The 24438-nt window shown below is 65.9% G+C and carries 21 protein-coding genes; 7 read left to right on the forward strand and 14 right to left on the reverse strand.

Annotation, left to right across the window (positions count from 1 at the left end; genetic code table 11):
- Positions 1-414: 414 nt before the first annotated feature.
- From ACWIDZ_RS15345 to ACWIDZ_RS15355, 3 genes are all read left to right on the forward strand, one after another.
- Positions 415-3357, forward strand: a complete 2943-nt coding sequence (locus tag ACWIDZ_RS15345; protein WP_453990116.1) for a TonB-dependent receptor domain-containing protein — start codon at positions 415-417, stop codon at positions 3355-3357.
- Between the two features lie 90 nt (positions 3358-3447).
- On the forward strand, positions 3448-5253 hold the full coding sequence (locus tag ACWIDZ_RS15350; RefSeq protein WP_343829341.1) for a DUF885 domain-containing protein: 1806 nt from the start codon (positions 3448-3450) through the stop codon (positions 5251-5253).
- 132 nt (positions 5254-5385) lie between these two features.
- Positions 5386-5859 carry an Lrp/AsnC ligand binding domain-containing protein gene (locus ACWIDZ_RS15355; protein ID WP_338575408.1) on the forward strand — a complete coding sequence of 158 codons (474 nt, stop codon included), beginning with the start codon at positions 5386-5388 and terminating at the stop codon, positions 5857-5859.
- A gap of 171 nt (positions 5860-6030) precedes the next feature.
- Here the strand turns inward: ACWIDZ_RS15355 and ACWIDZ_RS15360 are convergent, their stop codons facing one another.
- The 6 genes from ACWIDZ_RS15360 to ACWIDZ_RS15385 all read right to left on the reverse strand — a co-directional run bounded on the left by ACWIDZ_RS15360 (position 6031) and on the right by ACWIDZ_RS15385 (position 12875).
- Positions 6031-7350: a PQQ-dependent sugar dehydrogenase gene (locus tag ACWIDZ_RS15360; protein ID WP_453990119.1), complete on the reverse strand. Its 1320-nt coding sequence runs from the start codon at positions 7348-7350 to the stop codon at positions 6031-6033.
- Positions 7347-7763: a DUF2231 domain-containing protein gene (locus ACWIDZ_RS15365; RefSeq protein ID WP_453990121.1), complete on the reverse strand. Its 417-nt coding sequence runs from the start codon at positions 7761-7763 to the stop codon at positions 7347-7349. The genes ACWIDZ_RS15360 and ACWIDZ_RS15365 overlap by 4 nt, the downstream gene beginning before the upstream one ends.
- Positions 7760-7984, reverse strand: coding sequence for a hypothetical protein (locus tag ACWIDZ_RS15370; protein ID WP_291783613.1), 225 nt, complete (start codon positions 7982-7984; stop codon positions 7760-7762). Before ACWIDZ_RS15370 ends, ACWIDZ_RS15365 begins: the two co-directional genes overlap by 4 nt.
- Positions 7985-8223: 239 nt before the next feature.
- Positions 8224-9345 (reverse strand): osmoprotectant NAGGN system M42 family peptidase, encoded by a 1122-nt coding sequence (locus ACWIDZ_RS15375; RefSeq protein WP_412877578.1) that lies wholly within the window; start codon positions 9343-9345, stop codon positions 8224-8226.
- A gap of 19 nt (positions 9346-9364) precedes the next feature.
- Positions 9365-11011, reverse strand: coding sequence for an N-acetylglutaminylglutamine synthetase (gene ngg / locus ACWIDZ_RS15380; RefSeq protein WP_338575419.1), 1647 nt, complete (start codon positions 11009-11011; stop codon positions 9365-9367).
- An 88-nt stretch (positions 11012-11099) separates the two neighbouring features.
- Positions 11100-12875 carry an N-acetylglutaminylglutamine amidotransferase gene (locus tag ACWIDZ_RS15385; RefSeq protein WP_453990124.1) on the reverse strand — a complete coding sequence of 592 codons (1776 nt, stop codon included), beginning with the start codon at positions 12873-12875 and terminating at the stop codon, positions 11100-11102.
- Between the two features lie 64 nt (positions 12876-12939).
- On the opposite strand from ACWIDZ_RS15385, the gene ACWIDZ_RS15390 reads away from it, so the two are divergent.
- The gene (locus ACWIDZ_RS15390; protein ID WP_200165218.1) at positions 12940-13422 is read left to right on the forward strand and encodes a MarR family winged helix-turn-helix transcriptional regulator; all 483 of its coding nucleotides are present in this window, start codon (positions 12940-12942) and stop codon (positions 13420-13422) included.
- A 250-nt stretch (positions 13423-13672) separates the two neighbouring features.
- On the opposite strand, the gene ACWIDZ_RS15395 is transcribed toward ACWIDZ_RS15390, so the two are convergent.
- Positions 13673-13837, reverse strand: a complete 165-nt coding sequence (locus ACWIDZ_RS15395; protein WP_200165219.1) for a hypothetical protein — start codon at positions 13835-13837, stop codon at positions 13673-13675.
- Between the two features lie 468 nt (positions 13838-14305).
- Here ACWIDZ_RS15395 and ACWIDZ_RS15400 point away from each other — a divergent pair, with 468 nt between their 5' ends.
- Together ACWIDZ_RS15400 and ACWIDZ_RS15405 are read left to right on the forward strand one after the other, a co-directional pair.
- Positions 14306-15094, forward strand: coding sequence for a Crp/Fnr family transcriptional regulator (locus tag ACWIDZ_RS15400; RefSeq protein ID WP_412877577.1), 789 nt, complete (start codon positions 14306-14308; stop codon positions 15092-15094).
- A 78-nt stretch (positions 15095-15172) separates the two neighbouring features.
- Positions 15173-15907 carry a Crp/Fnr family transcriptional regulator gene (locus ACWIDZ_RS15405; RefSeq protein ID WP_200165222.1) on the forward strand — a complete coding sequence of 245 codons (735 nt, stop codon included), beginning with the start codon at positions 15173-15175 and terminating at the stop codon, positions 15905-15907.
- Between the two features lie 234 nt (positions 15908-16141).
- On the opposite strand, the gene ACWIDZ_RS15410 is transcribed toward ACWIDZ_RS15405, so the two are convergent.
- A complete protein-coding gene (locus tag ACWIDZ_RS15410) occupies positions 16142-16948 on the reverse strand; it encodes a cyanophycinase (protein WP_346522542.1) in 807 nt (268 codons plus the stop codon).
- Entirely contained in the window at positions 16941-19700 is a 2760-nt protein-coding gene (gene cphA / locus ACWIDZ_RS15415) for a cyanophycin synthetase (protein WP_453990127.1), read from the reverse strand. The genes ACWIDZ_RS15410 and cphA overlap by 8 nt, the downstream gene beginning before the upstream one ends.
- 351 nt (positions 19701-20051) lie before the next feature.
- Between cphA and ACWIDZ_RS15420 the strand changes: the two genes are divergently transcribed.
- A complete protein-coding gene (locus ACWIDZ_RS15420) occupies positions 20052-20972 on the forward strand; it encodes an iron-containing redox enzyme family protein (RefSeq protein ID WP_453990129.1) in 921 nt (306 codons plus the stop codon).
- Between the two features lie 441 nt (positions 20973-21413).
- Here the strand turns inward: ACWIDZ_RS15420 and ACWIDZ_RS15425 are convergent, their stop codons facing one another.
- The 5 genes from ACWIDZ_RS15425 to ACWIDZ_RS15445 all read right to left on the reverse strand — a co-directional run.
- Positions 21414-21809: a hypothetical protein gene (locus tag ACWIDZ_RS15425; RefSeq protein WP_453990131.1), complete on the reverse strand. Its 396-nt coding sequence runs from the start codon at positions 21807-21809 to the stop codon at positions 21414-21416.
- Positions 21810-21883: 74 nt separating this feature from the next.
- A complete protein-coding gene (locus tag ACWIDZ_RS15430; RefSeq protein WP_412877572.1) occupies positions 21884-23332 on the reverse strand; it encodes a L,D-transpeptidase family protein in 1449 nt (482 codons plus the stop codon).
- A 62-nt stretch (positions 23333-23394) separates the two neighbouring features.
- Complete coding sequence (locus ACWIDZ_RS15435) at positions 23395-23628, reverse strand: hypothetical protein (RefSeq protein WP_200165228.1); 234 nt, start codon at positions 23626-23628, stop codon at positions 23395-23397.
- 94 nt (positions 23629-23722) lie between these two features.
- Positions 23723-24109, reverse strand: a complete 387-nt coding sequence (locus tag ACWIDZ_RS15440) for a hypothetical protein (RefSeq protein WP_453990133.1) — start codon at positions 24107-24109, stop codon at positions 23723-23725.
- A 2-nt stretch (positions 24110-24111) separates the two neighbouring features.
- On the reverse strand, positions 24112-24438 hold a 327-nt coding region (locus ACWIDZ_RS15445), incomplete at its 5' end, for a DUF2391 family protein (protein ID WP_453990135.1).

The raw sequence follows: 24438 nt of genomic DNA on the forward strand, positions 1-24438 counted from the left end.
TCTTTCTATTTCTCATTGAGCCTTCAGCGCACATTTCGAAGATGGCGCAGTTTTTCGACGTCGGCGTGAATTTCATTCCGCCCCACGAACAATAACCGAAACTCCTGCTCCCGCCTCAGTGCTAGCGATTCAGGAGTCGGCTAAGCGCCGACAGACGCTTGCAGGGGCCGCGGCCCCCGATCTTGGGAGGGATTGAGGCTTGCGGACCACGACAGGGGTGAAGGCTGCCTTCAGGCGAGCGCGCGCGGTTTGCGCCGCTGCTGACGGGAGCGTCGATCCAGCTGACGACGCAGGCCAGGCGGGGCTCACGAACGCTACGCTCGATCCGCCCCGTCGCGGCGCGTCAGGCTGGAGAACCATCGCCGCGATGGCACTCAAGGCGCAAATTCAAATCAAAAAACGAGGGGTGATCCGATGAGACTGTCTGCGTATCTGAAGACCGGGACGATAATCGCCGGTCTAGCCGTCACAGCCGCCGCCCAGCCGGCCTGGGCTCAATCCGAAGCGCCGCCCGCCGAGCCCGAAGCCAGCGCCGTCGCCGATATCGTGGTGACCGGCTCGCGTATCCGACGGCCGAACGTCGAGGCCTCGACTCCGGTCAACGTCGTCGACGCCCAGGAGATCGAGAACATCGGCGTCACCAACCTGATCGACGCCATGGCGCGCCAGCCGCAGGTCGGCCTCGGCGCATCGGCCTCCAGCACCACCAATACGGTGGCCGGACAGGGGCTGGCGACGCTGAACCTGCGCAACCTGGGCGCCAGCCGCACCCTGGTGCTGGTGAACGGACGACGCCATGTGGCGGGGTCGAGCGGCACCAGCGCGGTGGACGTCAACACCATCTCCAAGACCACGATCGCGCGCGTCGATACGGTGACGGGCGGCTCCTCGGCCGTCTATGGCGCCGACGCCGTGGCCGGGGTGGTCAACTTCATCACCAAGCAGGATTTCGACGGCATCGCCGCCCAGGCCCAGTACGGCTCGGCCGACGGCCCGAACACCTACTACGGCTCGGTGGCCGTCGGACGGAACTTCAACGACGGTCGCACCAACGTCATGGCCGCCGCCACCTATGACAAGACAGAGGGACTGTACCGGCACGAGCGCGACTACGCCATGAGCGGCCTGGCCTATATCCCGAACCCGGACAAGAAGAGCCCGGACGACGGCCTTCCATCCTTCATTACCGCGCGGGACGTCTACACCAACATAACCAACGATTCCTTCACTCCGGTGATCGTCACGCCGATCGGCTCGAACGCGGCCTACAGCCTGACCTTCACCGAGGACGGGCGGCTTGTTCCCTTCGATCGCGGCCAGATCGTCGTCGACGGCGCCGGGCGGCCGCAGAAGGTCTCCATCGGCGGCGACGGCTTCAAGTTCCGCGAAGACGCCCTGCGCACTCCAGTCGAGCGCTATGGCGGCGAGCTGCAGCTGCGCCATCAGTTCCAGCCCTCCGGCGACGTCATCACCGAACTGAACCTGTTCGCCGAGGCCAAGTATTTCCATACCGAGGCGAACAGCCAGCGCGAGAACGGAACCTTCGCCGGAGACGTCGCGGGCACGGCCACCGGCAACGCCTACCGCATCCAGGCGGACAACGCCTTCCTGCCGTCGGATCTGCGCGCGATGCTGACGGCCGCGGGGGTGGAGGAATTCGATATCACCCGCAATGACCGGGATTTCGGCATCCGCACCTATGAGAGCGTGTACGACACCACCCGTTTCGTGGCCGGGTTCGACGGCGCCTTCAGCAACGGCTGGCGGTTCGAGACCTACGTCAACTACGGCCAGACCGAGTCCCAGTTCACCAACTTCGACCGACTGCAGAGGGAGTTCTACGAGTCGATCGACGCCATCGAAATGAACGGCAAGATCGTCTGCGCTGACGCGGACGCGCGGGCTCGAGGCTGTAAGCCGCTGAACCTGTTCGGAGCGGGCATCGCCTCCCAGGAAGCGATCGATTACTCCTACATCTACACCGTCCGGGACGACGTGACCCGTCAGTGGAACGCCGTGGCCAGCGTCAACGGCGAACTGTTCTCCTATCCGTCTCTGTTCAGCGGCACCAGCCTGCCGGTCGCCTTCGCCGCGGGCGTCGAATGGCGCAAGGAATACGCTCGTTCGGTGCCGGACAAGCGTTCACAGGATGCGTTGATCTTCCAGAACTCGCAGCAGATCACCGAGGGCCGCTATGAATCCAAGGAGATCTTCGGCGAAATCAATGTGCCGCTGCTGGCCGATGTCCCGTTCGTGCAATACTTGGATCTGACGGCGGCCTATCGCTATCAGGACTACACCACCACGGGCGGCGACAGCAGCTACGGCGTCGGCCTGGAATGGACGGTCGACCGCAACATCCGCTTCCGCGGAAACTTCGCCAAGGCGGTGCGAGCGCCCAATATCAACGAACTGTTCGGCGGCGGCAGCGAGGGCTACAGCCAGATCGAGGACCCGTGCGACGCCACGCGTGTGAACCTGGGCAACTTCTCCTCCAACCGCCGGGCGAACTGCGCGGCCCTGGGCCTGTCGCCCGACTTCGTCCAGTCCACCGCCACGCGGCCAGTGGTCAGCCAGGGCAATCCCGACCTGGCGCCCGAAGAGGGCGAAACCCTAACCCTGGGCGTCGTCTTGACGCCGTCCTTCCTACCAGGGCTGGCGGTGACCATCGACCACTATGACATCAAGATGAGCGACGTGATCGCCTCGCTCGGATGGCGGAACATCATCAACAACTGCGTCGACAGCCCTGACCTGAATAATCCCTTCTGCACCAGCGTATCGCGCGGCTCGGACGGCAACATCACCCGCGTGCTGAACCAGGTTCTGAACGTGGCCGAATACACCAACTCGGGTTGGGACGTGACGGCCTCCTACCGGACGGATCTGGCCAAGCTGGGTCTGCCGGATTACGGCTCCTTGTCCTTCAACGCGGCCGCCGGCTTCCTGGAGGACCTGACCTATGATCCGGTTCCGGGCGACGCCAGCGTGCGCGACGAGCAGGCGGGCGAACTGCCCAATCCCAAGCGCCGGATGAACTTCCGCGTGACCTGGGACTATGACCGCGTGTCGGTGTCCTACGCCAACCAGTATCTGAGCAGCATGGTCCGCAGCAATCAGGACCAGCCGGGAACCTACGAGCCCTACAAGTCCCCGTCATGGCTCACCCACGACATCCGCGCCGAGTATCGCTTCGACAGGTTCTCCGTCTTCGCCGGCGTGAACAACTTCACCAATGAGGAGCCGCCGCAGACGCCCTTCACCTGGACGGGTACGTCGCTCAATACCGGCTTCAACGCCAGCATCTACAATAATCTGGGCCGCTACGCCTACATCGGCGTGAACGCCAAATTCTAATCGAACAGGTTTGAGGCCGCCCTGCGAGGGGCGGCCTCTTTCATGACGGGCGTCCGGTCGGCGCCCAGAAGATCCAGGGGGAGAAGAAAGATGAAGACCGTGATCGCTCACAGCGCCATCGCCGTCGCACTCGGCGTTCTGGCGATTGGCGCCGGCGTAGCGCCGACGCCGGCCCTGGCGCAGACCCAGGCCGACGCCGCGCCTGCCGCCGCGCGCCAGGCTCCGCCGCCGCTGACAGATCTTGACCGGCAGTTCCGCGCCATCGCCGATGAAGAATGGGCGTGGCGTCAGCGTGAATTGCCCTCGCGCCTCTCCAAGCCGATGAATCTGCCGGATGTGAGTGCTGCGACCCAGGAGCGCCGTCTCGCCTACTGGATGGATGTGCAGCGACGTCTGAATGCGATTTCCCCGGATCAGCTATCGCCGTCCGAGCGCACCAACTACGCCGTCTACAAGAACCAGATCGACAACTTCGTCGATGACGGACGCTTCCGCCTTTACGAGATGCCCTTCAACGCGGACAGCTCGTTCTGGTCGAGCATCGCCGGCATGGCCAACGGAACCTTTGGCTCCGTAGCTGACTACGAACGCTACCTCTCACAGCTGGGCGATACGCCGCGATACTTCGACCAGCAGATCGCCAATATGCGCGCCGGCGTCGCGCGCGGCTTCGTTCAGCCGCGAGAAGCCCTTTCAGGACGCGATGTTTCGATCACGGCTGTGACGGATCCGACCGACCCGCTCAAGAACCCCTTCTATGCGCCCTTTATCGACATGACGGGCATCTCGGACGCTGACAAGCAAAGGTTGCGGAGGGCCGCGATCGAGGTCATCCAGCAGAAAGTCGTGCCTGCGCACCGAACTCTGCTGACCTTCTATCGGAACGAATACCTGCCAGCGGCCCGCGACACCCTGGGGGCCAACCAGCTGCCGGATGGAGAGGCCTTCTATCAGAGCCAGATCCGCCAATACACGAGCATCAACCTGACGCCGGACGAGATCCACCGGATCGGCCAGGCGGAGGTCGCCCGTATTCGCGCGGAGATGGAAACCGTGATGCGCAGCACCGGCTGGACCGGCACGTTCAACGAGTTCACCCGCTTCCTGAAGACCGACCCTCAATTCGTCTACGACAAGCCCGAGCATCTGCTGTGGCACGGCGCCTGGGTGGTCAAGAAGGTCGACGGAAAGATGAGCCAGTTTTTCGGCCTTCAACCGCGTGACACCTTCAGCGTCTCGGCGGTCCCGGCCAATATCGCTCCCTTCTACACTGCGGGGCGCGGCAACTGCTCGCTCAACACCTACGACCTGCCGTCGCGCCCGCGCTACAATATCCCGGCCTTGACGGTGCACGAGTGCAACCCGGGCCATGCTTGGCACGGAAAGATGCGCAAGGAGTTTCCGGGCATTCCCGAATGGCGTCTGCAGGCCAATATTTCGGCCTTCGGCGAAGGTTGGGGGCTCTACACCGAAAAGCTTGGCGTGGAGATGGGCGTGTACGAGGACGCCTATGAAGACTTCGGCCGCCTGAATTATGAAATGTGGCGCGCCGCTCGCCTGGTGATCGATACGGGTCTTCACTCCAAGGGATGGACCCGCGCTCAGGCTATCGCCTTCCTGAGCGACAATACGGCTCTGTCAGACCACGAAATCCAGACGGAGATCGATCGCTACATCACCTGGCCCGGCCAGGCCCTGGCCTACAAGTTGGGCGAGATCGAGATCGTTCGCCTGCGACGCAAGGCGGAAACGGAGCTGGGCGCCGATTTCGATATCAGGGCCTTCCACGACAAGCTGATCAGTCTGCTTGTCGCCACGATCCCGGCGATGACGGCCGAGATGGAAGACTTCATCAGCCAGAGCAAGGCGACCGCGAACGCGGCGCGCGCCGAGTAGGCCATCCGGCCGATCCACGGCTGGCGGTTTTCTCCCAGATCGTCGGCCCCCGCCGCCTGTTGATCCGTTTGCGGATCAGCAGGCGGTTTGTCATCGTTCGGAGTAGTCAGGATGCGTAAGGGGGAGCCGCGCATGAGCGCGGCGGGATACAAGCTGGACGACGCCGACCGCCGCATCCTGCAGGTGCTTCAGCAGGATGGACGGATCACCAATCAGGATCTGGCCGCCGCCTGCAACATGTCGGCGTCATCCTGTTTCGAGCGGGTGCGCCGCCTGCGCGAGCGCGGCGTCATCGCCGGCTATAGGGCCCTGATCGACCCGAAGTTCGTTGAGCGCGAGCTGCTGATCTTCATCGAAGTGCTGCTGGACCGCACGACCTCGGACATCTTCGACCAGTTCGCCGAACGAATCCGCCGCTCGTCCGAGGTGCTGGAGTGCCACATGGTGGCGGGGCGCTTCGATTATCTGGTCAAGGTGCGAATGAGGGACATGGCCGCCTACCGCGGCTTCCTGGCCGGCGCGCTGAGCGTCATGCCAGGGGTGCGCGAGACCCGCACCTATGCGGTGATGGAAGAGGTCAAGGACACCTCGGTCCTCGCGCTGTAGCCAATCGACGTCATGGCGCCTCGCAGATTTCCGCGCCAGCCGGATGGCGGAAGACCAACGCGACGCGTAACGACAGACGATCCGCAACTCGCGGGAGACACGCCTCGAGCGCTGGCCAAGGCGCTGAAGCTGCTCGAAACCGCAGAGGCCCGACTGGAGCGTCGAGTCGATCTATCGCCCGGGAGCGGCGCCTGCGGGAGCGACGCGCCAAACCGTGTTGGAGAGGTCGTCGGCCACCAGCAGCATCCGGCGCTGAGGATCGAACCAGACGCCCACGGGACGGCCGCGAGCTTCGCCTTTGTCCGTCAGAAAGCCGGTCAGGAAGTCGACGGGCGGGCCGGCCGGCCGGCCGCCGGAGAACGGAACCCAGGCCACCTTGTAGCCCGCCAGATCCTGGCGATTCCAGCTCCCATGCTGTCCGATGAAGGCCCCTTCGGCGAAGGCGCCGCCGAAGCCGCCGTCGCGGGCGAACGAGAGACCGAGGGCCGCCACATGGGCTCCCAGGGCGTAATCCGGCTTCACGGCCGTGGCCACCAGTTCCGGCTTCTGGGGCCGCACGCGCGGGTCGACATTCTGTCCCCAGTAGCTGTATGGCCAGCCGTAGAAGGCGCCGTCGCGGACCGAGGTCAGATAGTCCGGAACGAGCTGGGGTCCGATTTCATCTCTTTCATTCACTACGGCCCAGAGGGCGGCGCTCGACGGCTCGATCGCCAGGGCGGTGGGATTGCGGATGCCGCGGGCGATGGTCCGACGCGCGCCCGTGGCCCGATCGACGGCCCAGACGACCGCCCGCTCCTCCTCCACGGCCATACCCCGCTCGCCCGCATTGCTGTTGGAGCCGATGCCGACGTAGAGGGTCGATCCATCGGCGCTGGCGGTCAGGGCCTTGGTCCAGTGATGATTGAGGGCGGACGGCAGGCGAGTCACCTCTTCAGCGGAGGCCGAGATCCGGGTCTGTCCTTCGACATAGGGGAAGCTGACCAGGGCGTCCTGCTCGGCCACATAGATGCGGCCGTCGACATAGGCCAGGCCATAGGGCGCGTTGAGACCGTCGATGAAGACCGAGCGGACTTCGGCGCGACCGTCGTTATCGGCGTCGCGCAACAGCGTGACACGGTCCCCGCCCTCGACCTTCGTGTTGCCCTGCTTCTTGATGACCCCAGCGATGACGTCCTTCGGCCTCAAGGCCGGCGCGCCGCCGCCCCGCCCCTCGGCCACGAGGATGTCGCCGTTGGGCAGGACCAGCATCTGACGCGGAATACGCAGATCCGTAGCGAGGGCCGTCACCACGAAGCCTTCGGGGGCGCGCGGCGTCTCATCTCCCCATCCTACAGGCCGGGCGATACGCATCGGCGGCAGCAGGGTTTCCCTGATCTCCGGCAAGTCAGGCGCCGGCCCGACTTCGTTGATCCCTTTTTCGCTTCGACCGCAGGCGGCCAAAGCAACGGCGCCGGCCAGGGCCCCGTACACAAGGAGGTTGGTGCGGATCATCGGCCAGCCTCCTCGTCCAGCATCCCGGAATAGCGCAGCCAGCCCGCAATCAGGGCCAGAACGCAGCACAGGGCGGACAGGGTGACGCCGAGCGCGCCCACGGAGCTCCATCCGTCCTGACTATGCTTGAATGCGTTCGCAAGCCCGACAAGGCACAAGGCCCCGAGGACCCCGCTGTACAGAAAACGCGAGACCCCGCGGCGTCCCCAGGCCAGGTCGATCAGGCTCCATACGAAAGCCGCCCCGCCGAAGATCAGACCGCCGACGATCGCCCAGGAAGAGAAGTTGCTCCACTGCATCTGCGCGGTCCGGAGATAGGCCGCATCCGTCGCGGTCCCGAGGCTGAACAGAGCCACCGGAACGCTCAGGATCAGCCCCTGCACGGCCCGGACCGGACCGGTCCACGCGGTCACGGCCGGCTCTCGACCAGTTCGACGCGACGGACCGCGCGGGCGCCGCGCGCCTTCATCCGCCGTCTCAGCTGCTCGCGGATGCTCCAGCCTTCCAAATGCATCAGGTCGCTGATCGTATAGCCTTCCCGGGAAAGCGCTTCGCGCACGTCGCTGACCTTAAGGCAGGCGTGGTCTCGCTCGGCGATTTCAAAAGCGCGTTCGATGACATGGGTCTGGTTCATGGCTCCTCCTTCGCCTGACCCAATCGGCCCTAGGCCATGCGGTTCCGAGCCCGAACGATATGACGCAGGCTGGCGATGGTCCTGCAGGAGATTCCGCCCGCTTTCGAGGGCCAGACGCCCGGCGTGACGGCTCGCGCTCCGCTGCCGCCCAACGAGAACAGGATTTCAATGTGCGTGGGACATGGCGTCTGGGTGAGAAGGACCTCGGTCTTCCCTCCGCCCCGACGGCCAAGGCGGCGTCAACTCGTCGAAATGTTCGGCTGATGCGTGAATCCCCTGACGCCTGTCAGCGCGCGCGCGTCGCGTCTGATTTCCACCTCGCTCTGAGCATAGAGGGTCAGGAGGCGAGCCAGATCGACCAGAGCGCTCTGATGGATGCGTTCGTAGCCATGGCTGGCGTCCACGCCGAACGTCACCAGGGCCGTGCGGATGTCGGCGCCGGATTCCAATGCAGAGGCGGAATCCGAACGGTAGTAACGGAACACGTCTTTCTGGTGCGGGATGTCGTGATCCCGCGCCAGTTGGACCAGCTTTCGGGAAAGGTGCCAGTCGAAGGGACCCGTCTGATCCGCCATGGCGATGGTGACGCCGAACTCGGACGAGTTCTGACCCGGCGCAGTGGTTCCGTTGTCCACCGTGACCATCGCCGCCACGTCCGGCACGAGCACGGCGGAGGCGCCCAGGCCCACCTCTTCAGCGATGGTGAACAGCCACCAGGTATCGACCGTGGGCGTGCGTTCTTCGCGCAGCATGCATTCCAGAGCGGCCAGCATGACCGCGACGCCGGCCTTGTCGTCCAGATGACGTGAAACAATGAAGCCGCTGTCGGTGAACTCGGGCTGGGCGTCGATGGCGACAATGTCGCCGACATCCACGCCCAGAGCCAGGGTGTCGGCCCGCCCGTGGGTCACGGCGTCGATCCGCAGTTCGACCTGACGCCAATGGACGGGTTGATCGTCCACCTCTTCGTTGAAGGCGTGCCCGGAGGCCTTCAGGGGAAGGATCGTTCCGCGATAGCCTCCACCTTCCGCGAAGACGGTGCAGCGGGCCCCCTCGGCGAAGCGTGACGACCAGTGGCCGATCGGCACAAGCTCCAGCCTGCCGTTGTCCTTCACCGCCTTCACCTGGGCGCCGAGCGTATCGACGTGCGCCACGATGGCCCGGGCCGGGGCGGCTTCGAGACCCGGCAGGCGCGCCCGGATCGCGCCGCGTCGGGTCAGTTCATAATCCAGGCCCAGACGCTCCAGTTCCCGGCACAGGGCCCAGACGGCTTCGTCCGTGTAGCCCGTCGGACTGGGCAGGCTCAGGAGTTCCCCCAGGCGGGCGTTCAGGTAGTCCAGGTCGATCTTCGGGGAGGTCAAGGTCGCTCCTGACATAGTCTCAGGCGTCGGGGCGCGCCGACAGCGGGAACAGCAGATCGATGAACCGTTCTGCCGTGGGGCGGGGTTCGTGATTGGCCAGGCCAGGGCGCTCATTGGCCTCGATGAAGGCGTAATCCGGCTGATCCGGCGCACGCACCATGAGGTCGATCCCCGTCACCGGGATGTCGATGGCCCGCGCCGCCGCCACGGCCGCTTCGACCAGAACCGGATGCACCTCGTCCGTCACGTCATGGATGGTGCCGCCGAGATGCAGGTTGGCCGCCTTGCGCACGAGGATCTCCTCGCCCTCCCCTGCGACGTCATCCAGGCCATAACCGGCCTCCGCCAGGGTGCGCTCCGTTTCCGCATCGATGGGAATGCTGGATTCGCCCCCGGTGGCGGCGGCGCGCCGACGGCTCTGATGCTCGATGAGGACCCGCAAGGTCGAGCGTCCGTCGCCGATGACGCGCGGCGGACGCCGCACGGCGCAGGCCACGACCTCATAGTCGATCACGACCAGGCGCAGATCCTCGCCTTCCACCTGCTCCTCGACAAGGACGTCCGGACAGATGCGCCGGGCGCGCAGCAGGGCCGCCTGGACGTCGGCCATGGTCTTCAAACCCACGGCCACGCCCTTGCCCTGTTCCCCTCGCGCAGGCTTGACCACGAGCTGACCATAGGTCTCCAGCGCTTCGTCGATCGCGCCGAGATTCTGCGGATCGATGCGGCGCGGCACGCGCACTCCGGCGGCTTCCACGATCCTGCGGGTCACCCTCTTGTCGTCGCAGATGCTGAGAGCCACGGCCGAGGTCAGCTCCGAAAGGCTTTCGCGGCAGCGGACGGAGCGTCCGCCCCAGGAAAGGCGGAACAGCCCTCCTTCCGAGTCGATGATATCGGTCTGGATGCCCCGTCGCCGCGCTTCATCCACGATGATCCGGGCATAGGGATTGAGCGCATGATCATCCGAGGGCCCGACGAACAAGGCTTCGTTGATCGGGTTCTTGCGCTTCACGCCGAAGAAATGGACGCGCCGGAAACCCAGCTTCTCATAGAGGGCGATCGCTTGGGCGTTATCGTGCATGACCGACAGGTCCATGTGGGCCAGGCCGTGCGTCCTGAAGTGCTCCGCCAGACGGCGGACCAGAGCCTCGCCGATCCCCGGCTGTGTCGCCTGGGGATCGACCGCCAGGCACCAGAGGGATGCGCCGTTCTCCGGATCCTCGAAGGCGCGAGCGTGGTTCACACCCGTCACCGTGCCGATCACCGCTCCGGTCGTCAGGTCCTCCGCGACGAAATAGGAGAGGGTCCGGTCGTCGCGATGCGACCAGAGGAAATCCGGCGGCGCCTGCACCATGCGACGCTTGGCGTAGATATCATTGACCGTCTGGGCGTCCGCTTCCGACATCAGACGGCGAACGGTGAAGCCCCGCGGCTGACGGCGGCTGGACCGATAGGTCGCCAGGTCCAGCCGATAGGTATGGGACGGATCGAGGAACAGCTCCTGCGGCGCCGAGGCCAGCAGGACGTGGGGATTGCGGACGTAGAAGGCGATGTCGCGGCGATCCGGCCCCTCCGCGCGCAGAGCCTCGACCAGAGGCGCGGCGGTCTCGAAGGTCTGGGCGAACAGAAGGCGGCCCCAGCCGCAGTCAAGGACGGCATCGCGCACGGACTCACGTCCCGAGGGCACGGGCGGTTTGAGGCCTTCATGACGCATGCGTTTCAGCCGGTGCGCCTTGGGACGCGCGAGACGAAGATCAGACGCCATGTTGCTGCATCCACATCTCGAGGACGGCGACCTGCCACAGCTCCGAACCACGCAAAGGGGTGATATGGCCTGTCGGGTCGTTGAACAGCCGATCCAGGTAGGCCCTGTCGAACAGCCCGCGGTCGCGCGCCGCCTGATTGGTCAGGGTCTCACGCACCATGTCGAGATAGGGACCCTGGATGTATTTGAGCGCGGGCACCGGGAAGTAGCCCTTCTTGCGATCGATCACCTCTGATGGGACGACAAGGCGCGCCGCCGCCTTGAGCACGCCTTTGCCGCCCTGGGCCAGCTTGTGTTCCGGCGGGATACGTCCGGCCAGTTCGACCAGTTCATGGTCCAGGAAGGGCACGCGCGCCTCCAGTCCCCAGGCCATGGTCATGTTATCAACCCGCTTCACCGGATCATCGACCAGCATCACCTGGCTATCCAGCCGCAGCGCCTTGTCGACAGAGGTCTCCGCCCCGGCTTGCGCGAAATGCGCCTCGACCAGAGCCCGGCTGACATCGACATCCGTAATATAGGCGCCGTTCAACTGGGTTTTCAGGGTTTCGTGGCTGCGGTCGAAGAAGGCGCCGGCGTAGGCCTCGACAGGGTCGGCGGCCCCGACCATCGGAGGATACCAATGGTAACCGCCGAACACCTCGTCGGCCCCTTGCCCGGACTGGACGACCTTGATGTGTTTCGAGACTTCCTGGCTCAGCAGGTAGAAGCCGACATTGTCATAGCTGACCATCGGCTCGGACATGGCGCCGATCGTGCCGGGCAGAGCCTCCATCAGCCGCTGGTGCGGCACGAAGATCTGATGATGCTTCGTCCCATAGTGTCTGGCGATCAGGTCGGAATAGACGAACTCGTCTCCCTTCTCGCCGTTGGCCTCCTCGAAGCCGACCGAAAAGGTCATCAGGTCCTTCTGACCCAGTTCGGCCAACAGGCCGACGATCAGGCTGGAATCCACTCCACCCGACAGCAGCACGCCGACGGGCACATCGGCGACCATGCGGCGCTTCACCGCTATGCGCAGGCCGTCCAGCACCTGATCGCGCCAGTCCTCGGCGGTCAGGGCTGCGTCCCCGGCGTGGCGCGCCATGTCCGGGCGCCAGTAGACCCGTTCGCGCGACGCGCCGTCCGGCTCGATCACACGTATCGTCGCCGGCGGAAACTTCTTCACCCCCTTCAGAATGGTGTGGGGCGGCGGCACCACCGCATGAAAGGTCATATAATGGTGCAGACCCACCGGATCGATTGTCCTGTCGACGTCGCCCGCCGCCAGAAGCGCCGGGAGGGTCGAGGCGAAACGCAGCCGCCTGCCTCGTTCGGCCAGATACAGCGGCTTGATGCCGAAACGGTCGCGCGCGATTACGATCCGACCGCTGTCGCGTTCGTGCAGGACGAAGGCGAACATCCCCTTGAACCGCTCGACGCAGGCCTCGCCCCAGGCCTTCCAGGCCTTGATGATCACCTCCGTGTCGCCGTGCGAGAAGAAGCGGAAACCCAGGCCCTGAAGCTCCTCGCGCAATTCCGGATAGTTGTAGATGCAGCCGTTGAAGGCCAGAGTGACGCCCAGATCGGCGTCCACCATCGGTTGCTGCGCCTTCTCCGACAGGTCGATGATCATGAGGCGCCGATGTCCCAATCCCACTGGCCCACGCATCACTATGCCGGATCCGTCCGGTCCCCGGGGCGAGAGGGCGTCCGTCATCCGCTGTACCGCGCCGGCGTCGGCGGGGCGCCCGTCGAAGTTGATCTCGCCGCTAAGACCGCACATGGGTCCTCCTTGAAGTGTGGATGCAGCGCGTACAAATGGTTAGTTCACGAATGAGTTCAACCCAATGAGCGAAATTCCCCTGCCGTCAGCCGCCGACGCCACGGCGTCATTGGTGCGCTCGGTCCGCCGCATCGCCCAGGCGATCGACGTCCGCTCGCGCGAGATCGCCCGGCTGACAGGCCTGACGCTGCCGCAGCTTCTGGTGCTGCAATCCATCCGTCGTCTCGGCGAGGTCAGCACCCGCGCCATTTCCCAGGACGTCTCCATGTCGCCGCCGACCGTGGTGGCGGTGCTCGACCGACTGGAGGCGCGCGGCCTCATCGTCCGGTACAGATCGACCACGGATCGTCGCATCGTCCACGCGCGCCTGACCGAGCCGGGGCACCAGGCCCTGGCCGAGGCGCCGGACCTACTTCATTCGGATGTGCTGGCGAGGCTCGCGCTGCTGTCGCCGAACAAGCGACGCCAGATCGCCGGCGCCGTCGCCGCCCTCGCCGATCTCATGGCGCCTTCCGACTTGGGTACGGAAGCACATCGAAACGCCTAAACAGATCGACGCGGCGTTTCCCTCATCAGGCCTTCCCGGCGCCCGCGACAGCGGCGTCGCCTATGCCCGAACGCATGCTCAAGGCTAGGCCAGGTCCAACGGGATACGCCCAGCCGCAACAGCAGCTTGCTCCAGGCCCTTTTCCCGCAAGCGCTCCATCCGGTTGATCTGCCGGCGAACGCTCTCCCTTCGGCGAGCAGCCGCTCCGGGGGCGCAGCGTTCTTCCGCGCCTCGCCGATAGATGGCGATGTCACGGATGGTCCCTGCGAAACATGATCTGATCGAGCACGAGAAACAGACCCGCCGCCAGGGCCGCCCAGGCCCGGCCCAGCGGCGAGGCATCTCCGATCTGAAAGCTGGAGCCTGCCGTCATGAGCCCGAGCCCGATCAGGACCAGGCCTGCGAAGCCCTGCATTAAATGCGCGCCTCTCATCGCGGCGTTTCCCTTGCAGGCGCCCCGCCCCCCTGGCCGTCGTCCTGAAAATAAGGCGCGGCCTCCGGAAGCAGACCGTTGTCGACGGGCGCTTCCGAAAGGGGCTTCGACCAGGATAGCCAAACCAGGCCGAACCCCACAGCCGTCAAGGCGAGGCCCGCCGCGAGGATGATCATAATGCGCCTCCCGCCGCGACCCTGGCGGGCGTACTGCGCTTCAATCGGACGCTGCTCGTGAACAGCGGTGGCGGATTTTTCATGTGGGCTTGGCGGCATGGTCAGACTCCTGATGCTCAGCCGCTCCACAATCATTCGTACGAACTGAGGTTGCCCTAAGGACGCCTTCAGACAAGCGGAACCCGGCGCCGACGGCTCCTAAAGCCTGCGGCTTAACCCATGTGAACGTGAGCTCTTCGGCGGCATGCCATGCTCCCGACGTGGAGGAATTCCCATGTCGCGTTTGTCTTCGTTCTCGCCTAGCCGTGCCTTCATCACCGCCCCCGCCCGCGAACTGGGGGTCGCCGACCATCCGGTCTTTCAAGCGCTGCCGCTTGAAGCTCGAAAGCGAATAGAGGCGACAGGCCGTCTGCAACGGACTCAGAGCTTCGGCCGGGCACTCGCCGAGCACGAACTGCATTTCGTCTTGAACGGCGCGGTGGGCCTGTTCCCGGGGGCCGGCGACATCTGCGTTTCGCTCGTACCCGCCGGGGCGGTTCAAGGATGGGACCGCGCCCTATGGCCGACCTCCCCCGGTCCAGTGGCCGTCCCCCTGGTGGAAACCCTGCTGTTCAGCACCCCCGCGGCCTCGATCCTCGACACGCTCGGTCGGGATTGGCTGACACGACTGGTCATGCTGCAGGCGCAGCAGCGTCTGCGTGGACTGGAGGCCGAGGCCTGCTGCAACGCCTCCCATGCGGTCCTGGATCGGCTCGCCAAATGGATTGTACGACTGCACGAGGGATCCGCCGGCGCGCCGCTGCATATCACCCAGGCCCAGTTCGGCCAGATGTTGGGCGTCCAGCGCACCAGCGTCAATGTCGCAGCGGCCCGGCTCCAGGCTCTGGGTCTGGTTCGTTTCGGCAGAGGGCGGGCCCGCATCCTGGATTTGGAAGGTCTCCGGGCCGCCTCTTGCTGCGTCGCCCCCGCTGCGAGCCTCGCCGACCGGGCCGCGCCTGTGCGCGCTCCTGAAAGCAAGAGCTTCCTTCAGGCGCCGGAGTCGCCCCTCAGGAGAATTGCCTGACGGGAAGGAGCGGCTCCCGCTCGGGAGCCGCAACGACTACGAACCGCTGGCGTTGGCCTGTATTCGCAAGAGGACGCCATGCTCCACCTTCCTCCCACGCGTCGGCTCGAACTCAAGCTCGCCAGACGCGACTGTCTGACCGCTCAGGAATCCGCAGCCTTGGCCGGACTCGTGGAAGAGCCGGTGCTCAAACCGGCCGGCGCGCAGCTCGTCGGCCCAGGCGAACGGCCGGAGATCAGCACCCTTCTCCTTTCCGGCTTCGCCGCCCGGTACAGCGAGCTGGCCGACGGACGGCGCCAGTACACCCAGGTCAACTGCCCAGGCGATTTCGTCGACTTGCACAGCCTCGTCATGCGGCAGATGGATCATGGCGTCCTGTGTCTTTCACCCTGCGTCGTGTCGGCCGTTCCACATGACCGACTGAGGCGCATCACCGAGGATCAGCCGCACCTGACGCGGCTCCTCTGGCTGGAGACGGTCGTGGACGCCGCCATGCATCGCGAATGGTTGCTGGCGGTCGGCCAGCAGACGGCTCTGGAGCGACTAGCACTGTTTCTTTGCGAGATGCAGGCTCGGCTGGGCGCAGTCGGCCTCGTCGACGACGGCGTCTTCGACCTGCCGATCCGACAGCAGGATCTGGCGGATTTTCTGGGCATGTCCGCGGTGCATCTCAACCGCACCTTGCAGATTTTGCGCGACACGGGCTGGATTAGCTGGAAAGGCGCCCAGGTTCGCGTCATCGATCGCCAACGCCTCATCGAGGCGGCCGAGTTCGACGACGCCTACCTTCGCCTTGACTGTTCTCCGGTCTGACCGCCGCAATGTCGTCCTCCGCACGCAGGCAACGCCCTCGCCGCGTGCGCGCTGGCCTTAAGGATCAAGAAAAGGAACAGTGCTCATGCGGCGAAACAAGGCGGCCTGGATCATCACAGGCGTATTCATTCTTATCGTAGTGCTTGCCGTATTCCTGACGCCGCGCGGGCGCGACATGAACGCGGCGCCCGGGACGCTCGTCGATCAACCGGACCCAGCCGCCCAATCAGGGAGCTAGTCGGCCGTGTCGCGCGCAGCCGCCGCAGGCCTTCGCGCGTCCAGGTCGAAGCCGTCGCCATGAGCCAGCACATGCATGCGGATGTCGAACAGCGACAGGGCGTCGTCAGCCTGGCCTTCCGCAATATTGGAATGAGTGGCGGCTTCGCCGTCGACCACATAGACTGCTCCGGCGCCCAAAACAGTCATCCGGCGTCCTTCGACCACGAGGGCGGTGTCCTCGTCTACGCCAAGGCCCAGCAGTCTCGGATTATGCGCCACGGCGCCGAGCAGACGTCCATAACGCCCACGCTCGGCGAAATGCTGGTCGATGATGGCGTCCCGCAGCAATCCCAGTCCCGGCGCCATATGCAGCTCGCCGATGCGATAGGATTCTTCGGCCGTCCCCTTCACAAGCATGGTCTCGCTCATGACGGAGGCGCCGGCCGAGGTGCCGGCGATCAGGCCGCCCCTCTCATACAGACGCCGGACGCTCCGTTCGATCGGAGTGTCTCCAATCTGGCTGGATAAGCGGAGCTGGTCGCCGCCGGTGAAGAAGACTCCCGCGGCGTTCTCGAAGGGGGAGAGCTTGTCGGCGTCCCAGCTTTCGGCGCGCTCGTCGACGTAGATTTCGACCAGATCGTCGACGCCCAATCCGCTGAAGGCCTTGCGATAGGCGTCGAAATAGCCATCCGGCTCATGGGAGGCGACGGTGCAGACGATCAGTCGGCCTCCCTTCAGTCGACGCGCCACCTCCTTGAGGATGAGGCGCTCGCCCATCTTGTCCTCGTGCCCGCCGATGATGATAAGCGCACCGTCAGCCATGAGCCGGTTCCAACAGGACTTCCGAGGGGCGATCTGCGGTCTCCGGGGGCCTGAAGGCCTGGATTTGCGCCCAGACCTCCTCCACGCGCGTGGGGGTAAGCACCACAAGATCCCCCGGCCGTCCCGCCTGAAGGCAGGCGTCGACGGCGTCCTCTTCTCGCACGCAGGCATCCAGCCGTGAGGGGTCGCATCCCGCGCCGAGCGCGCCCTCGCGCAGAAGGCGATTGACCTCCCCGACCGGACGGCCGCGGTTGTCCGGCGTTTCTCGAAATACGATGGAGTCGAAATACTCGGCCGCTATCTCGCCCATGGCGCGGATTTCCTCCTCGCGCCGATCGCCCGGAATACTCACCATGCCGATGATCCGGCCCGTCGCGGGCCGCATCGCCTGCACCAGTCTTCCCAGCGCTCGCAGGCCTTCAGGATTATGAGCGTAGTCCAGGATCACCCTGAAGCCATGGCCGTCATGAATGTTCAGGCGGCCTGGGTTCTGCTCGAAGCTGGACGCAAAGCTGCGCAGCGACGATCCGATCCGATCCGCCTTGACGCCCAAGCCATGGCAAACGGCGACGGCCGCAAGGGCGTTGGCGACATTGAAGGCGGCGCGCCCCTCGAGGGTCGCCGGGATTTCGGCCGCGCGGCACACCAGGTCCGTCCCGCCCCTGTCGTGGAGCTCGATGTCGTCGGTCGCAGCGTCATAAAGAACCGCAGCACCGCCTTCTGCGATATGCTTCAACACGAAGCCTGGCGTCTCGGCCCCGCCCCGCATGCTGAACCAGCACAGCCGACCGCCCGCGTGCCTGGCCATACGAATGGTCAGGGGGTCGTCAGCGTTGAGCACGCTCAGGCCCCGACGCGCCACGCTTTCGACCACCACAGACTTGATGCGGGCGAGATCTTCGAGCGTCTCGACCCCCTTAAGTCCCAGATGGTCGGGCTGAACATTCAGCACGCAACCGACGTCGCACCGGTCGAAGGCGAGACCTTCGCGAAGGATGCCCCCGCGGGCGCACTCCATCACAGCCGCCTCGACAGTCGGATCGCGCAGCACCATGCGCGCGCTTCGCGGTCCGCTGGCGTCTCCCTTCCAGACCCGTTCGCCCCCTATGTAGACCCCGCTGGTGTTGGTGAGGCCCGTAGTCAGGCCTTGGACCGTCAGCACATGGGCGACCATCCGCCCCACCGTTGACTTGCCGTTCGTCCCGGTGACGGCCGCAATCGGCACGCGTGCGCGCGCCCCCGGCGGAAACATCATGTCGATGATCGGTCGCGCAACATCGCGCGGCGCGCCTTCCGACGGCGCCAGGTGCATGCGCAGCCCAGGGGCTGCATTGACCTCGACCACGCCTCCACCGGTTTCCCGTACGGACCGGCGAATATCCGGCGCCAGCATATCGACGCCAGCGACGTCCAGCCCCAGAGCCAAGGCGGCCCGTCGGGCGATAGCCGCATTTTCGGGGTGGATTTCGTCCGTGCGATCAATCGCCGACCCGCCTCTTGAGAGATTGGCCGCCGGATGCAGGCGGACCTTCTGACCGGCCGCCGGACGGTCCCGCATGGAAAGCCCCTGACGCAGGAGGCTGGCGAGGACGGCCTGGTCGTCGAGTCGAACCCGGGTCATGAACTTCTCGTGGCCGTCGCCGCGTCTGGGATCGCTGTTCAGCGCTTCGACCAGTTCGGCTACCGTGCTGAGCCCGTCGCCGACGACAAAGGGCGGCTGACGTTCCGACACCGCCAAGACGCGCCCTCCAACCACCAGTATGCGATGGTCCCGGCCCTCCAGATGCCGTTCCACGATGACGCGCCGGCTGTGAGCGACAGCCCCGTAAAAGGCCCGGACGACCTCCTCCGGCTCCGACAGGGCGGTCGACACTCCGCGTCCATGATTGGCGTCCAAAGGCTTGACCGCCACAAGTCCGCCGAGGCGTCGCGCTGCGGCCTTGGCGGCCTCAGCGGATGAGACGATTTCACCTTCGGCCACCGGACAACCGATGGCCGCCAGAAGGGCCTTCGCCTGGGCCTTGTCCCCGGCCAGCTCGGCCGCAATCAATCCCGTCCGGTCTGTCACGCTGGCGCGCAACAGGCGTTGACGCGCCCCCCAACCCAGCCGGATCAGGCTCTGCCCATTCATCCGTTCGAGCGGGACGCCTCGGCGACGCGCGGCGTCGACCAACGCCTTGGTCGAGGGTCCCAGGGCGTGGCGCCGCATGAGGCCCGTCAGGGCCTCGACGGCCGCTTCCGCGGAGCGGATCTTTTCGACGCCTGGCGCAGTATCGTCGCTGCAGATCCGGTCCAGGCCTTCGACGCCGCTGAGTTCGATGGGCAGAAGACCGTCGCAAAGCTGCAGCGCGAGGCGGCCCGCCAAGAGGGCCGCTTCCTCCACGCCATACGCATAAAGGATGTCATAGACGCCGGGCCGACCGCGCACCGAGCGCGTCTTGCCGCGACTGACCGGCGCGCCGGCGAGGGTCTGCAACTCAAGCGCCACGTGTTCGACGACATGTCCAAACCAGGTCCCTGCCTCAAGGCGCCGCACGAACCCGCCGGGCTCCCCGTAGCAGCAGCCGTGGTTGCGGAGACCTGGTAGCAGGGTCAGCAGCAACGATGTGAAGTCCCCCAGACGATCCGTGGGCCAATTCTCCAAACGCCCGAGATCGAGCTGGATCCTGGCCATGGGCGTGGCGCTGTAGAGATGAGGTCCGCGATAGAGGGCGCGCTCCAGAACTCGCGCGGGACGGTCCGAAGACGTCATGCCGCCATCTCCATCCGAGCTGCGGGGGCGGTTACGCCTGCGACCAGGCAGCGGATCACCATGGCCGCCGCTATAGGGCGCGTCGGCGCCGTCCCCTGAAGCGCCGGCCGCGTCTCGCCTCGCGCAGATATCGTCCAAGTCCACGTCGATCCAGAGCCCTGGATCATCCAGTCAAAACCTTTGTGTTCCACTGCCTTACTCCGTTAGGGGCTTGCTTGAACCCGCCCTCCCGGCGGCAGTTCCTGTGTCTTAAACCGGTCTCGCGCGTCCCCTGATCACGGCAATTTCCGCCTGCGGGAACCGCCCGATGAAACGCCGCGTATGGAGAGCCCAAGCACTCAGGAGCCGATCATGACCCGCTCGGGCCTCGCCTCGACCTTCCGCCCCTTCGACGCCCTCGAGCCGGCCGCGCTTCACCGCCGCCTGGCCGAATGGAATCATCGCCGCCTCAACCCCGCCCTGCCCCACGACGACTGGGAGAGGGAGCTTCGAGCGGACGCCGAAATGCGTCTTCTGGAGGGCGCGGCCATGGAACGCGCCCGGGAAGCGGCCCAGCCTTGGCTGGCCGACATGCCCACAGAGCCCGCCGACTTCGTCGGCTGGTTCGAGGCGCTTCAAGGGCGAGGTCCCGGTGAGAACGACCCGCTCTTCCCCTGGCTCGCCGAAACGGCGACGCTTGAGGACATGCGCTGGTTCCTGCTTCAGGAGGTGGCCGGCGAGGCGGGATTCGACGACCTGGTCGCCATGGCCCAGGTGAAGATGCCGATCAGACCGAAGCTGGAGCTTGCGCGCAACTACTGGGATGAGATGGGTCGGGGACGCGAGGGCGGCATGCACGGGCCCATGCTGGACCGGCTGGCCCAGGCGCTTGATCTCCGGCCCGCTATTGAGCGCACCGTCTGGCCATCGCTCGCGCTGGGCAACACGCTCGTGGCCTTCTCGACGACTCGACGCTACGCCTATCACGCCCTGGGCGCCCTGGGGGCGGTCGAGCTGACCGCACCCTGGCGGGCCGCTCACGTCGCCGAGGGCCTGAAGCGGCTGGGGATCGGGGCCGAGCGGAAGTATTTCGCCCTGCACGCCACCCTCGATGTGGAGCACTCCAAAGCCTGGAATGGGGAGATTCTGCGCCCCCTGGCGGCGGAGAGGCCCGACTGTCTTCGCGCCCTGGCTGAAGGCGCCGTCATGCGCCTGCAGGCCGGCGCGAAATGCTTCGAAGCCTATCGCGCGACGCTCTGGGGCCCGGACGCTGCGCTGAGGAGAGCCTCATGAGTTCTCGGGCGTCGCGCGACAGCAGAGGAAAGGCGCGGCCTCCGGGCGGGGATGCCGCGGCGATCGATCCGACCGTGACGCCCCCTGCGCGGACAGACGGCCGATCCGACGGCATCTCCTCCCCGGAAATCAAGGTCTACAAGGCCGGCGAGAACGCGAAAAGCGATGACCGTTCCACGGCGGCGGCGACGCGAACCACCTGATCTGGCTCACCTCCGGCCGGGAACTTCATCGGCCGCGACGGAAGAGACCTCGCGGGCGCCGCGCAGAAGGTCCTGGCCGGCGATGAAGACGCCCGACAAAGCCACGGCCCCCGCCGCGAGCCAGGCCGCTGTCCAGGCAAGCCGATGGGGCCGCCTTCGCGTGCGGCGCGGAAACGGGATGACCACGCCCCTGATGTCCTGGGGGCGGGATGCGCCGCAACCTGAACGGCGGAATGGTCTAGCCATCCCTACGGGACCCGCCCTGAGCGGGTGAGCTGTCCTCGCCGGCATGATGTTCGATGCGGCCGCGCTCGACCTCCGTGCGGGCAAAGACTTCTTCCTGACCGTCGATCAGGAGCTCGGCGACCTCGCCGTCCCCGACGGCCCCGTCCGCGCTGGTGTAGACGCCGTAGTCGTCGAATCTCACGCTCCCGACTCCCACGGCCGAGCCCGCGAAACGATCATGTCGACTAGCCATGGCCGCCGTCGCGCGATCGCCGTCCGACATGGCGCCCCCGCCCTTCCCGGCCGTTTTGTTCCAACGTGGCGCCGCCGCGTCTGCGCTGGCGTCGTCCTCGGCGATCTCAGCCGCCGTTTCGTTCCCGCGCCCATATCGTTCCTGGAGTCCCGCCATGGTCTTTCTCCTGCTGCACCTGACCGATACGCATCCAACAGCCACGGGTGGCGAAGGTCCGCTTCCCGACATGCTCACAGACCATCCCAGCCATAGGGGTCGGGCCCAAGGATCAGCCCGCCGCCCGGCCGAGGCTCCGCCGTCAGATAGAGCAGATAGACAGGCACCGGCTCGACCAGATCCACCCGTTGCTCGGCCGAACCGTCAGCCAGATCCGCGAGGTTTCGGCCTGCAATCCATCGTCCGAAGGCTTGAGCGTCCTCCAACCGGACGCAGCCGGCGCTGAAAGCGCGCTGGGGGGCGCTGAAGAGACCGCGCGACGGCGTGTCGTGAAGATAGATGCCCAGATCGTTGGGCAACATGAACTTGACCGCCCCCATCATATTGCGGTCGCCCGGCAGCTGCCGCACGCGCACGCGTCGTTCGCCGGCCGCAACGGCCTTCCAATCGACCTCATCGGCGCGCAGGCGTCGTGCCTTCGGAGACCAGTCTGACAGGGCTTCGAAACCGCCCGCCTTCAACGCCGCGTCACCCCGGATGAGCGCCACCGGCGCGACCCGGCTCTGAACCAGATCCTGCGGGAGATTCCAGTAAGGGCTGAGCACGAGGTAACGCACGGCGCCGGCGAGCATCGGGGTGGGCGTGTCCTTGCGTCCGACGACCACGCGCATGGTCAGAACCGTCTCGCCGTTCTCCTTCGCCGTCAGAACTGCCGAAGCGATATTCACCTGCACGCGGCGGCGCGGTTCTGTTATCGGCAAGGCGCGGAGTCGAGCCATATTGGTCAGGATCAGCCTCTCATACTCCTCAGGATCGCGATTGAGCGCCCTGACCGTCGGCCCGTTCAGGATTCCGGTTGGGTCCAGGCCGTGCCATCGCTGAAAATCCTCCAGGCGCGAGGCCAATACGGGGTCAAGCATGGCGGATGCCCCGCCTGGCGCGAGGCCCAGCCGCGTCCGGAGGGCAGGCATGCGCTTATCGGTTGCGCCTGGGCGAACAGCCGGGCCCTCGCGCAACTGCAGTCGAGGGAGGTTGCGCCAGCGCCCTCGCCATTGTTCGAGCGTGTCTGCCAGACGTTCGTATTCTGGCGCCAGTCTGACGACATGTTCGGGCCCCTCTCGCCTGACCGCGCTCAGAGTTTCAGAGGGCGTAAGGGGTTTGAGCGATGCGGCGGGGTCGACCACCTGAACCATGGCTCCTGGGGAGCGAACATCGGAGGCGAAGCGGAAAAACGCTTCGGCGAGCGCTTCCTCCGCCTTCAGCGCGGCGCGCTGGTTCGGCCGCGCCGCCATTTCACTCAAGCGACTCTCAAGCGCAGGGGTCAGATACAGCTCGGACCGGAGCCCGTGCCTTTCCGCCGCCGCCATCAACTTCAGGACGGTTTCCGCTTCAGACGTGAGTCGTCCATCGCGGATCCACGTCCGCTCGTAAAGCTGCAGAGGCTCAGAGCTGGTCGACGGCCTCGGCGGCGACGCTTCGGGGCTGGACAGAGCCAACAACAGGCAGCCGCCGACGACGGCCAAGACCGTTCGTCGGCGATCACCCTGCCCCGCTCCTGGTTTAGTCGGTCGCGTCTTGCGAGGGCTCAGCCCCGTTCGCCGGCCCATTGCGAGGCCGAACCGTCCTGCATGGCGTTCTGCGACCCCATGGTGGAGCTCTGATTATAGGGCGTCGCCGTGTCCTGATTGGACATCTGGTCGGAGGATCGCGTCTGCATGCTGGGGTCAGGCTGATTATTCTGTGCGCCGGTGGTCTGGGCCACCGCTACGCCGCCAAGGATCAGGACGCCTAAGGCGCCGGCTGCGAGCATCTTCTTCATGTCGTTTCTCCGTCGATTGCACCCCGCTCGACAACGGGAGGTCAGACGGGCTGTTCCAGACAAGACAGCTCTGACCGGTCGTGGTCTCAAGCCGTTACGGCTCCGACCAGCCCAGCACGCGCAAAGCCGGATCCGGCTTGTTCGCCTGCGAGAAGACCAGGCTGGCCTTCTTCTCTCCCCGTCCGGGAACATAGTCGAGCGAGGCGCCGGAGCGTTCGCCGCCGACCTGACCCTCGATATCCACGGCGGCGGCGGCCAGGTCGCCCTGGTTGGCGACCACGACGTCGACCACCCATCCGCCGGACGAAGGTCGAACCGCCTCGCTTCTGATCGTCAGCGCCGCCGGCGACGGAACCGAAAAAGCCGCTCGCGCCAGCACGCCCGCCGCGCCGAGCGTGATGAGGAGCCCAATCAGGGCGCAGGCGCACTGCAGCCGCGACACGCCCTTCTTCCCTGCTTTCTGCTTCTCCTTGTCCGTCACGACTACACCAGAAGCCGCGCGGCCGCGGCCCCGATCGCCGCCGGAAAGGCCAGGATCACGACATTGGCCATGAGCGCCTGGAGCCCATGACCGTCCGCCCCGCCGAACACCCACAGCATGGCGAGGCTGGCCAGCAGGCACAGGGCGTAGCCCGGTAGGGTGAAGTCGAAGAAGGCCCGAACCGGCGTTTCCGCCTCTTCCTGCCCCGCGAAACCCGCCTCGAAGACGATCAGGTGCAGCAAGATCACCGACAGGACCAGGACGCCCAACGCGCCCAGCGGCGTAGTCATATAGGCGATCAGCCGCATCTCCTCGGTCGGAGCCAGGTT

The sequence above is a fragment of the Brevundimonas sp. NPDC055311 genome, assembly GCF_053645695.1.